We start from the raw sequence: 10877 nt of genomic DNA, 5'->3' as shown, positions 1-10877 counted from the left end.
CGAACAGGTCGTCGATGTCGCTGTGCCCGCTGCGCGGGCGCACCCCGTAGATGTCGCCGTCGAACACCCGGTAGGCGTCGCGCACGACCAGGGTGTCGGGGTCCAGGCCGGGGCCGTCGCCGAGCCAGTCGGCGGCCTCGGCGGCGGTGCGCCGGACCCGAGCGGGGAGGGGCCGGCGGGTGTTGGGGAAGACCCGGTGCGGGCCCAGGCTGTGCAGCCAGCCGGCGTAGACGGCCGGGTGGCGGGTGCGCATGACCACGTCCACGCCGCGCAGCGGGCGGGTGCGGATCTCCCGGGTGAGGAAGTGGGTCATCAGCGCCGAGGTGAGCCCGGCGCGGCGGTGGGCGGGCACCACCCCGGTGGCGTCCAGGTACAGGGCGGGGCGCCCGGCCAGGTGCAGCCGGTGGTAGCCGCCCCAGCCGACGGGGACGCCGCCGTGGTCCAGGATCAGGGCCAGGGAGGTGACGCGGTCGAAGAAGCCGCCCTGGACGCGGGCGTGCCAGTAGGCGGAGTGGTCGGCGCCGAAGGCGCGGGCGGCCAGGCCGCGCAGGATCATGTGCAGGCGCCGGCGGCGGTCGGCCGACAGGTCGGCGGGGGAGTCCCAGCGGGCGATCCGGTAGCCGGGGCACAGGTCGCGGATGGTCGGCAGGGGGTCGAGGGCGGGCGTCGGGTGGAGGACACGGTCCCGGGTGAGCACGCGGATCCCACTTTCATCACTCTAGGCAGTCAGTTGACTGCCCACAGTAGTTGCTGTGGGGTGTGCCCGTGCGGACTTCGCCCAGGACGGCCCCGCCGGACCGGTCGGATCAGTCGGCGGCGCGGCGCAGGCGGGCGGCCAGGGCCGTCATCTCGGTGCGCAGCTCCTCGGGTTCCTCCACCCGCATCTCCACCTCCAGCATGGCCAGGTAGCAGGCCATGACCTGGAGCGAGTCGCCCGCCACCTCCAGGACGCAGGAGGCCTCGTCCACCGGCTCCAGGCGGCCGTACTCGCCGATGCCGCGCTCGTTCGCCTCCTCGGCGCCGACCAGCAGCCGCACCCGGGCCTTGTACGGCCACATGTGGAAGTTCATCCGCTCGGCCAGGTAGGCGGCCACCCCCTGCTCGGGCGGGTCGCGCGGGGGCACCCGCGGCCCGGTCGGGGTGAGCGGGCGCATCCGGTCCACCCGGAAGGTGCGCCAGTCCTCGCGCTCGTTGTCCCAGGCCACCAGGTACCACAGCCGCCCGCGCGAGACCAGGCGGTGGGGCTCGGTGACGCGCCGCGAGACGGTGCCGTCGTGGCGCTCGTAGTCGAAGCGCAGCCGCTCCCCGTCGCGGCACACGCCCGCCACCAGGGCCAGCACGTCGGCGTCCACGGTGGGGCCCCGGCCCGGCATGGGGACGGTGAAGCTGCCCAGGGCGTCCACCCGGCGGCGCAGCCGGGAGGGCAGCACCTGGAGCAGCTTGGCCAGGGCGCGCACCGAGGTCTCCTCGATGCCGCTCACCCCGCCCTGGGCGGCGGTGCGCAGCCCCACCGCGACGGCGACGGCCTCGTCGTCGTCCAGCAGCAGCGGCGGCAGGGCGGCGCCCGCGCCCAGCTGGTAGCCGCCGCCGGTGCCCATGGTGGCCTGGATCGGGTAGCCCAGCTCGCGCAGCCGGTCCACGTCGCGGCGCACGGTGCGGGCGCTCACCTCCAGGCGGTCGGCGAGTTCGCCCCCGGGCCAGTCCTTGCGGGTCTGGAGCAGGGACAGCAGGCGCAGCAGGCGTGAGGACGTGGTGGTCGACATACCCGCAGTCTGCCAGGAGTGCAGGACAGGTCGTGTCCGCTACCGGTGCCGGTGTCGGTGGGGGACCAGGGCGGCGGCCAGGTGCAGGGCCGCCGCCGCGCCCAGGCACACCGGGAGCGAGCCCTGCGCCAAAGGCCCGGCCAGGGCGGCCCCGGCGGCGAACGCGGAGATCTTCAGGCTCGCGCCGGTGGTGAACACCCGCGCCCGCAGGCGGTCCGGCGCCTCCCGGTGGCGGATCGCGAACAGGGCGGTCAGCTGCGGCCCCTCGGCCGCGCCCACCAGGCACAGGCACGCCAGCAGCGGGATCGGGGAGGCCGCCAGGGCGGCCCCCGCGGTGCCCGCCGCCTGGACCGCGACGCACACCCGCAGCAGGACGTCGGGGGACACCGCGCCCGGGCGGCGCGCCAGCAGGAGGTTGGCGGCCAGCGAGCACACCGCCATCGCCGACAGCAGCAGCGCGCCCTGCCCGGCCCCGCCCAGCAGGCGCAGCCCCAGCAGCGGGGCGCACACCACGAGCATCCCCGTCCCGGCGATGGACAGCGAGCTCGCGGCGGTGGCCCGGCGCAGCGCCCCCGCGGCGAGCACCGCCCGCACCCCCTCCCACAGTTCGGGCAGCACCCGCCCCGCCGGGTGCGCCGCCGGGGCGGCGGGCAGCGCGAGCGCGGCCGGGACCGCCAGGGCGATGAGCACGGCCGCCGCCTGCGCCGCCGCACCGGCCCCGGCCACAACGGCCACCGCCCCCGCCAGCGCCGGGCCCAGCAGGGCGGCGGCGCCGAAGGTCATCGCGTCCCAGGCGTCCGCCCGCCCACGGCGTTCGGGCGGCACCACCCGGGGCAGCTGCGCCGTCCACCCGCCCGAGAGCACCGGGCCCAGCAGCCCCACCGCCACCGCGGCACCGACCGCCAGGGGCAGCGGGACCCGGCCCACGGCCAGGGCGATGAGCGCGAACCCGGCCGCGTAGCCGCCCAGCGCCCACGCCAGCAGCCGCCCCGGGTGCCGGGAGCGGTCCAGCAGCGCCCCCACCAGGGGCCCGCCCACCGCGGCCGCCCCGGTCAGCCCGGCCAGCAGGGCCGAGCCCGCCACGGCCTCGCCGGTCAGCGCCACCCCGAGCAGGAGCAGCGCCGGTCCCGACATCTCATCGCCCGTCCGGGCGGCCAGCGCCCCGCCCAGGTACCTTCTCACCTCGCGCACGGGCCGGACGCTACGCGGTAACGCCTCAAATCAGAAGAGGCGTTACAGTGGCCGCATGCCGACCTCCACCGCCCTGACCGGCCGCTCGGTGCGGGTGGTCGCCGCCCGCACCGCCGACCTCGTCAACGCCCTGGCCGCCCCCGGCACGGGCCCGGCGCAGGTGGAGGCGGTGCTGCGCGCCCACGGCGAGGAGGAGTCCGTCACCGGACCCGACGTCGAGCCGATGCGGCGGGCGGCCGGGCGCATCCGCCGCGTCCTGGCCGCGGACACCACCGCGGAGGCCGCCGCCGAGGTCAACGCCCTGCTGGCCGCCGCGCACCCACCCCGGCTCACCGACCACGGCGGCGCCTCGCACTGGCACGTGCACACCGACTCCCACGACGACGCGCCCCTGGCCGAGTGGTTCGCCGCCTCGGCGGGCCTGGTGCTGGCGCTGCTGCTCACCGACCGCCGGCGCCCGCCGGGCGGGGTGTGCGAGGCCCAGGGGTGCGGGCGGGTGTTCATCGACACCGGCAGCGGCAGCGCCCGACGGTTCTGCTCCAAGCGGTGCGCCACCCGATCCCGGGTCCGGGCGCACCGCGCCCGCGCCTGATCAGGCCCGGCGGTCGATCCAGGCGGCGATGCGCTCCATCAGCAGTTTCCCGGTGGGCTCGCCCTCGATGAGGGCGAGCAGGGAGAACGCGTGCGGCAGCCCCTCCAGCACGTCCACCCGCACCCGGGTGCCCGCCGTGTGCGCGGCCGCGGCGTAGCGCAGGGTGTCGTCCAGCAGCGCCTCGGCCCCACCGGCCACCATCAGCAGCGGGGGCAGGCCCGACAGGTCGCCGTGCAGCGGGGACTGCGGGGCCCGGTCGCGCGCGGCCCCGCCCAGGTAGCGGCCGGTGAGGTCGGCGATGAGGTCGCGGTCCACCCCCGGGTCGCCCGGGGTGTCGGCGGACAGGGAGGGGCTCGCCAGGGTCATGTCGGTGACGGCGGACTGGGTCACGACGGCGCCGGGCGGCGGGTCGCCCGCCGCCTTGAGCACGAGCAGCGCCGACAGGGCCAGCGCCCCTCCGGAGGACTCGCCGACCACCGCGATCCGCTCGGGCGCGAACCCCTCGGCGAGCAGGTGCCGGTATGCGGCGACCACGTCGTCCAGGGGCGCGGGGAAGGGGTGGTCGGGCGCCAGCCGGTAGTGCACGGCCAGGGCGGGGCGGCCGGTGGCCGCGGACAGCCGGCGGGCGGCCGCGGCGATCAGCCCCGGGTCGCGGTGGACGAACCCGCCGCCGTACACGTACAGCACCGCGCCGCGCGTTCGGGAGACGCCGGGGGCGCTCACCCACACGCCGCCCGGGGCGGGCTCGCCGCCGGGGTCGCGGAAGGGGGCCGGGTCGGTCAGGGCCGCCGACACCCGGGCGGCCGCGGTGGCGGCGTCGGGTTCGGCGAAGAGGCGGTGGATGTCCATGGGGGACAGGTCTACCGCCTCTCCGCCCACCCTGTCATCGGGTTATCGGACTACCGGCTCATTCGCCCACCACGGCGACGGCCTCCACCTCCACCAGCTGGTCGTCGTAGCCCAGGGCGGCCACCCCGAGCAGGGTGGAGGGCGCGTCGTGGCCGCCCATGTGGGCGCGCACCACGTTCCAGGCGGCCACCAGGTCCTCTTGGCGGGAGGAGGCGACGTAGACGGTGGTCTTGACGATGTCGGTGAGCGCAGCCCCGGCGTCGGCCAGGGCGGTGCGCAGGTTGCGCATGACCTGCTCGGCCTGGCCCGCGACGTCGCCGACGGCGACGGTGGCCCCCTTCTCGTCCAGGGGGCAGGCCCCGGCGGTCCACACCGCGCGCAGGGGTCCGGTGGCGGTGGCCGCGTAGGCGTAGTCGACGGCCTCGGTGAGGGTGGCGCTGCGGACGAGGCGGACGGCGGACATGGGTCTCCCGGGGGTCGGCGGTCTGGTCACCCCTGTTCAACGCGGCGGGGGCGGTGGTGGTTCTGGCTTCTGCCACCGGCAGACCCGTCAATATTTCTTGACACGCGATAAGCGTCAAGATAAATTGACGACATGGAAGAGGGAGCGCCGCTCGACCCGGCCACCGGCCTGACCGCCGTCGCCGCACTGCACAAACTCGCCGACCACCTGGAGGCCCTCACCGTGCGCGCCGCCCGCGAGCAGGGCCTGTCCTGGCAGGAGATCGCCGACCGGTTGGGCGTCACCCGCCAGGCCGTCCACCAAAAACACGCCCACCGGGAGTGACACCGTGTTCGAACGCTTCAGCCGCACCGCCCGCGCCATCGTCTCCGACGCCGTCGCCACCGCCGCCGAACAGGGCGACGCCAAGGTCGGCCCCGCCCACCTGCTCCTCACCCTGGCCCGCACCGACGGCGCCGGCGCCCGCATCCTCGCCGACGCCGGCCTCACCCCGCAGATGCTCGCCGACCCGCCCGCCGGCCCCGCCGGCCTCAACGACCGCGAGCTCAACGCCCTGCGGGCCGTCGGCATCGACACCGACGCCCTGTTCCGCCGCCTGGAGGACGCCTTCGGCCCCCAGGCCCTCACCCCGCCCGCCGAGGCCGCCCCGCCCAAACGGCGCGGCCGCCTGGGCAGCCCCTTCGACGCCAAGGCCAAGAAGGTCCTGGAGCTGTCCCTGCGCGAGACCATCGCCGCGGGCCACACCTCCATCGACTCCGCCCACCTGTTGCTGGCCCTGCTGCGCCAGGGCCTGCCCGAACCCGCCGCCTCGGCCCTGGCCGACCACGGCATCACCTACGACCACGCGCGCCGCCGCACCCACGAACTCCTCGACGAGGCGGCGTCAACTTGACCCGGCTCTGAAGGGCCGGGTTTGCAGGTAGGTGTCCGGCCGGCTGCCGGTTCGCCTCCCGCGTCCAGGAGAACCCTAGGGGTCCCCTGACGGCCGCCCCGCGTTCCACGCCTCCTGGCCCCTGCGGGCCAGGACGCGGGAAGCATTGCGGTCGGCGTGCGCAACGACGCCGCACGACCGGCAGACGAAACGAGCTTGGGAGATGCGGTTGCGGTGGTGGGTGTAATGGCAGTCGGCGCACTCGCGTGAGGAGTACGCCGCCTCCACGAACACCACCGGCACCCCGGCCCGCTTCGCCTTGTAGGAGATGAAGGTCCCGAGTTGGGCGAAGGCCCAGGAATGCAATGTGGCCCGTTGGGGCTTGCGTTGCCGTACCCGTGCACGGATCCCCGTCAGGTCTTCCAGGGAGATCCCGCGTCCGGTGCGTTCGGCCTCGGCCACGATGCGCTTCGAAGTCACATGGTTGGCGTCCCGCCCCCGGCGGGACTCCTTGCGCCGCTGTCGTTTCAGCAGGCGTTCGGCGGACGTGGTGCCCTTGGCCTGCAACTTCTGCCGCAGCCGTGCCTGGCGTCGGCGGTAGCGGTTCAGCCTGCGCCCGGCCATGATGCGGCCGTCGGAAGCGGTGGCGATGTTGGCGATGCCCAGATCCACACCCAGGAACCCGTCCGGCTCATAGGCGGGGGCATCGGGCACCGTGACGCCGACCAGCAGGAACCACATCCCGTCCCGGACCACCAGGTCGGCCTCGCCCCACCGGTGCTCGGCCGGTACCTTGAGCTGTTCGGGCGAGCAGGTGAACGGCACACCCTTCAACCGCCCGCCCAGACTCCACAGGGAGACGGTGCGGGCATCCAGCGCGAAGGACAGGTTGCGGGCGTCGTAGGGCTGGGCCGCGTCCGGCCGGAACACGACCGGCTTGGACTCCACCGCCCGTCGGCGCTGGGACCCGGGCCTGCCGTGGTTGCCGTTGCGGAGGTTGGCGGCCAAGGCGGTGTAGGCGTCGGCGACCTTCTTGATCACGTGCTGGGCCGCCTGGGAGCCGATCCCCGCCACCCGCACATCGGCGTACACCCGCTTGCGCAGCGCGAAGTTCCGCCTGGTCCCGGTGGTGAAGGCCACCCGCGACACGTGGTTGGCCTGGGTGTTGACCGCGCGCAGGGTCGCCGCCAGCGCCGCCGCCTGCTCGGGCGACGGCACCAGCTTCAACTGCACCACGATCACGGACACGCCCCACATGGTTCACCCGGACGGTGACAGAACGCGGCCGAATGCTGCCACCTCTTGAGTGAGCTGCGTCACTGGATGGTCGGCGTGGTCTGGGCGGCGATTCCTCCCGGGCGTGAACGCCCGGGGTTCCTCGCCAAGTCAAGCTGAAGAACCCGGAAATAACAGAGTGGAGGACCGAACCTGGCCTCCACTCTTTCTACTGTGGGACACATGACGAACAGCGCGGCCATCCGCCCCTTCCGCATCAACGTCCCCCAGGTGCAGATCGACGACCTGCACGCCCGGCTCGACGCCACCCGCTGGCCCGCGCCCCTGCCGGGGCAGGAGTGGAGCACCGGCGCCCCCACGGCCTGGCTGCGCGAACTCGCCGACCACTGGCGCCACGGCTACGACTGGCGCAAGGCCGAGGCCGAGCTCAACGCCTTCCCCCAGTTCACCACCGAGATCGACGGCCAGAACATCCACTTCCTGCACGTGCGCTCGCCCGAGCCCGGCGCGCTGCCCCTGCTGCTCACCCACGGCTGGCCCGGCTCGGTGGTGGAGTTCCTCGACCTCATCGGCCCCCTCACCGACCCCCGCGCCCACGGCGGCGACCCCGCCCACGCCTTCCACGTGGTCATCCCCTCCCTGCCCGGCTTCGGCTTCTCCGGACCGGTCTCCGACACCGGCTGGAACACCAAGCGCATCGCCCGCGCCTGGGCCGAGCTGATGGACCGCCTGGGCTATGAGCGCTTCGGTGTCCAGGGCGGCGACCTGGGCGCGGCCGTCTCGCCCGACGTCGCCCGCATCGTCCCCGACCGGGTGGTGGGCGTGCACGTCAACGGCGGCCTGGGCATCCCCCTTGAGGAGATGACGGAGGAGGAGCTGGCCTCCCTCACCGACCTGGAGCGCGACCGCATCGCCCGCATCGGCGAGTTCATGACCGAGCAGTTCGGCTACATCTCGATCCAGGGCACCCGCCCCCAGACCCTGGGCTACGGGCTCAACGACTCGCCCGTGGGCCAGCTCGCCTGGATCATGGAGAAGTTCCGCGAGTGGACCCACCCCCGCGCCGCCCTCCCGGAGGAGGTCATCGACCGGGACCGGCTGCTCACCAACGTCATGCTGTACTGGCTGACCGGCACCGCGACCTCCGCGGCCTACGTGGGCTACGCCAACGAGGCGGGCTGGGGCGAGGTCGACGGGGACTCGGGCGTGCCCACCGCCGTCATCGTGTTCGCCCACGACGTCGGCATCCGCCGCTGCTCCGAGGCCGAGAACACCATCGTCCGCTGGACCGACGTCGAGGACCGGGGCGGGCACTTCGCCGCCCTGGAGGAGCCCGAGCTGCTCCTGGACGACGTGCGCGCGTTCTTCGCCGACCTGCGCTGACCCGCGCGGCCGGCCCCCGGTGCCCCCGCCCCCGTGGTGGGGGCACCGCCATGTCAGCCCAGGACCGCCACGCCCAGCGTCGCCAGCGTGCCGAACCCGATGCCCCACAGCACGATCGCCACCACGTGCCAGAACACCACCGTGTGCCGCGGCGCCCCGAAGGAGACGGTCGCCGCCGCGGTCACCTGGCTGGGCAGCGCCAGCGGACCCAGCAGCGCCACCCCGGCCACGCCGTACCGGTCGAACCGCTCCTTCAGCTTGGCGCGCCGGGGCGAGACGGCGGCCCCGTCCCCGCGGCCCGCGTGCACCCTGGCGCGCAGCCGCGCGGACACGGCCACCACGAACACCATGGACACGATGTTCCCGGCGACCGCCGCCGGGACCGCGACCCAGGCCGGGAGCCCGGCCACCACCCCCAGCGCGGACCCGCTGTAGGACTCGATGAAGGGGATCATCCCGAGCGCGATCACCACGACCCATTGCAGGGCCACGGGGACCTGGGCGGTGAAATCCTGGAGGAACTCGATCATCAAAGGGGCCTTTCGTCGGTGGTGGACCGGTCGATGCCCCTACCATCGCCCGCCGGCCCCTCTCCCGGCAGTGCGGCCGCGTCACCGGCGAACCGTGACATTCGCCCAGGTGGGACCATGACGCCGTGTCACTGGTGGGCGCGCCCCGCACCCGGCCAGACTGGGGGCGCGCCGCGCCGTGGTCCGCGGGCGGGCGCACCGCAGGGCGCGGACACGAAGGGATGCCATGGCGTCGGAGCAGACCGAGGAGACGCAGGGACGGCTGCGCAAGCTCAACATGGAGATCGTGTCCGGGTCGATCGCCGCCGTCGGGTCGCTGCTGATCGCCACCGACGCCCAGGCCTGGGGGGACGCGCTCCTCATGGGCGCGGGACTGGCCATGACCATGACGGTCGTCCACTGGTGGACCACCGGCCGCCACCCGCGCCTCATCCCCGTCGGGCTGGCCGTGGTCGCCGCCGTGTGGGTCGCCGGGGTCCTGGTGGCCGACGCCGCCACCACGGTCTACGGTGTCGCGGTCGTGGCCACCATCGTCGTCTCGGGGTTGGCGTCCCGGCGCCGCCGGCGGGCGGCGATCGCGGGCCTGGCCGTCTTCTCCCTGGCCCTGCTCGGGGTGAAGATCGCGGTGGGTCCCGAGGGGCCGCTGGAGGTCCTGGTCCGGTTCGGGGTGGCCTCCGCGGCCGTCGCCCTGGGCGGGTTCGTCCTGGTCGCGCTGGTCTTCGCGGTCCGCGACGTGCTCGCGGAGCTGGAGCGGGCGCGCGAACGCGAGGCGGAGGTGGCCGTCATGCGCGAACGCGTGCGCTTCGCCGGCGACCTGCACGACATCCAGGGCCACACCCTGCACGTGGTCAAGCTCAAGGCCGCCCTGGCCCGCAGGCTCCTGCGCGCCGACACCGACCGGGCCGAACGGGAGCTGGACGAGGTCCACGACCTGGTCGCCGACACCATCGCCCGGACCCGGGACCTGGCCTACGCCCAGCGCAGGCTCAACCTGGCGGCGGAGCTGGAGAACGCCAAGAACCTGTTCGAGGCCGCGGGCATCGGCGTGGAGGTCGAACGCGAGGGCGAGGTGGACGAGCGGGCCGCGGAACTGGTCGGCCAGGTGCTGCGGGAGACCACCACCAACATCCTGCGCCACGCCCAGGCCCGACGGGTGCGGATCACCCTCGCTCCGACGGGCATCATCATCACCAACGACGGCGCGGGCCCGGGCCCCGCACCCGCCCTGCGCGGACTGGCCGCCCTGGGGGAGCGGATCGCCGGCGCCGGGGGCACTCTGACGGCGCGGCGCGACGAGGACCGGTTCCTGACGGCCGTGTCCTTCCCGGCCGCCGGCGCCGACCACTGACCCCTTGCCCTTCACGAGAGGACACCGATGACCACCACCGTGGTGCTCGCCGACGACGAGGCCCTGCTGCGGTCGGCGCTGGCGGCGCTGCTGCCCCTGGAAGGGGACATCTCCGTGCTGGCCGAGGCCGCCGAGGGTACGGCGGCCGTGGAGGCGGTGCTGGAGCACCGGCCCGACGTGCTCGTCATCGACCTGGAGATGCCCGGCACCGACGGCCTGGAGGCCGTCACCCGGCTGCGCCGGGAGCTGCCCGGGCAGGTGGTCCTCATGCTGACCCGGCACGCCCGCCCCGGGGTGCTGCGCCGGGCGCTCAAACTCGGGGTGCAGGGCTTCGTCAGCAAGGCGGCCGACCCCGCGCACATCGCCGAGGTCATCGCCGCCCTGCACGGGGGCAGGCGGTGGATCGACCCGGACGTGTCGGCGCTGGCGGTCATCGACGACTCCCCGCTCACCGACCGGGAGGTCGACGTGCTGCGCGAGACCCGGGAGGGGTACTCGGTCGCCGAGATCGCCGGGCGCCTGCACCTGGCCGAGGGCACCGTGCGCAACTACCTGTCCAACGCGATGCACAAGACCCAGACGCGGACCCGGCACGAGGCCGCCCGCTACGCCCGCGAGCACGACTGGCTCTGACCGGCCGGGGCGGGGAAC

Annotated in this window: 13 protein-coding genes; 6 read left to right on the top strand and 7 right to left on the bottom strand. The window is 74.7% G+C overall.

Translation table 11 applies throughout. The features are described from left to right. The 3 genes from ACJOT3_RS30960 to ACJOT3_RS30950 form a co-directional block, all read right to left on the bottom strand. A partial coding sequence (locus ACJOT3_RS30960; protein ID WP_406976673.1) for a GNAT family N-acetyltransferase occupies positions 1-697 on the bottom strand: 697 nt, incomplete at its 3' end. Positions 698-806: 109 nt separating this feature from the next. After that, positions 807-1763: a helix-turn-helix transcriptional regulator gene (locus ACJOT3_RS30955; protein WP_406976672.1), complete on the bottom strand. Its 957-nt coding sequence runs from the start codon at positions 1761-1763 to the stop codon at positions 807-809. A gap of 39 nt (positions 1764-1802) precedes the next feature. Continuing rightward, entirely contained in the window at positions 1803-2954 is a 1152-nt protein-coding gene (locus ACJOT3_RS30950) for an MFS transporter (protein ID WP_406976671.1), read from the bottom strand. A 55-nt stretch (positions 2955-3009) separates the two neighbouring features. Here ACJOT3_RS30950 and ACJOT3_RS30945 point away from each other — a divergent pair, with 55 nt between their 5' ends. Next, complete coding sequence (locus tag ACJOT3_RS30945; protein WP_406976670.1) at positions 3010-3546, top strand: CGNR zinc finger domain-containing protein; 537 nt, start codon at positions 3010-3012, stop codon at positions 3544-3546. Here the strand turns inward: ACJOT3_RS30945 and ACJOT3_RS30940 are convergent, their stop codons facing one another. Together ACJOT3_RS30940 and ACJOT3_RS30935 are read right to left on the bottom strand one after the other, a co-directional pair. Then, positions 3547-4395 carry an alpha/beta hydrolase gene (locus ACJOT3_RS30940; RefSeq protein ID WP_406976669.1) on the bottom strand — a complete coding sequence of 283 codons (849 nt, stop codon included), beginning with the start codon at positions 4393-4395 and terminating at the stop codon, positions 3547-3549. Between the two features lie 58 nt (positions 4396-4453). After that, positions 4454-4858: a RidA family protein gene (locus ACJOT3_RS30935; RefSeq protein WP_406976668.1), complete on the bottom strand. Its 405-nt coding sequence runs from the start codon at positions 4856-4858 to the stop codon at positions 4454-4456. Positions 4859-4990: 132 nt separating this feature from the next. On the opposite strand from ACJOT3_RS30935, the gene ACJOT3_RS30930 reads away from it, so the two are divergent. Both ACJOT3_RS30930 and ACJOT3_RS30925 read left to right on the top strand, forming a co-directional pair. Further along, entirely contained in the window at positions 4991-5182 is a 192-nt protein-coding gene (locus tag ACJOT3_RS30930) for a helix-turn-helix domain-containing protein (protein ID WP_406976667.1), read from the top strand. Positions 5183-5186: 4 nt separating this feature from the next. After that, a complete protein-coding gene (locus ACJOT3_RS30925) occupies positions 5187-5750 on the top strand; it encodes a Clp protease N-terminal domain-containing protein (protein ID WP_406976666.1) in 564 nt (187 codons plus the stop codon). 75 nt (positions 5751-5825) lie between these two features. Here the strand turns inward: ACJOT3_RS30925 and ACJOT3_RS30920 are convergent, their stop codons facing one another. Further along, positions 5826-6986, bottom strand: a complete 1161-nt coding sequence (locus ACJOT3_RS30920) for an RNA-guided endonuclease InsQ/TnpB family protein (RefSeq protein WP_406976665.1) — start codon at positions 6984-6986, stop codon at positions 5826-5828. Positions 6987-7187: 201 nt separating this feature from the next. On the opposite strand from ACJOT3_RS30920, the gene ACJOT3_RS30915 reads away from it, so the two are divergent. Then, on the top strand, positions 7188-8348 hold the full coding sequence (locus ACJOT3_RS30915) for an epoxide hydrolase family protein (protein WP_406976664.1): 1161 nt from the start codon (positions 7188-7190) through the stop codon (positions 8346-8348). A 53-nt stretch (positions 8349-8401) separates the two neighbouring features. On the opposite strand, the gene ACJOT3_RS30910 is transcribed toward ACJOT3_RS30915, so the two are convergent. Then, on the bottom strand, positions 8402-8878 hold the full coding sequence (locus tag ACJOT3_RS30910) for a hypothetical protein (RefSeq protein WP_406976663.1): 477 nt from the start codon (positions 8876-8878) through the stop codon (positions 8402-8404). A gap of 226 nt (positions 8879-9104) precedes the next feature. Between ACJOT3_RS30910 and ACJOT3_RS30905 the strand changes: the two genes are divergently transcribed. Both ACJOT3_RS30905 and ACJOT3_RS30900 read left to right on the top strand, forming a co-directional pair. Beyond that, positions 9105-10226, top strand: a complete 1122-nt coding sequence (locus tag ACJOT3_RS30905) for a sensor histidine kinase (RefSeq protein ID WP_406976662.1) — start codon at positions 9105-9107, stop codon at positions 10224-10226. A 27-nt stretch (positions 10227-10253) separates the two neighbouring features. Further along, on the top strand, positions 10254-10859 hold the full coding sequence (locus tag ACJOT3_RS30900) for a response regulator transcription factor (RefSeq protein WP_406976661.1): 606 nt from the start codon (positions 10254-10256) through the stop codon (positions 10857-10859). The last annotated feature ends 18 nt before the right edge of the window (positions 10860-10877 follow it).

Source organism: Nocardiopsis protaetiae (assembly GCF_045446735.1).
Classification (GTDB): domain Bacteria; phylum Actinomycetota; class Actinomycetes; order Streptosporangiales; family Streptosporangiaceae; genus Nocardiopsis; species Nocardiopsis protaetiae.
Note: the sequence above shows the minus strand (reverse complement) of the source record. Positions and strands in the feature narration are given on the sequence as shown.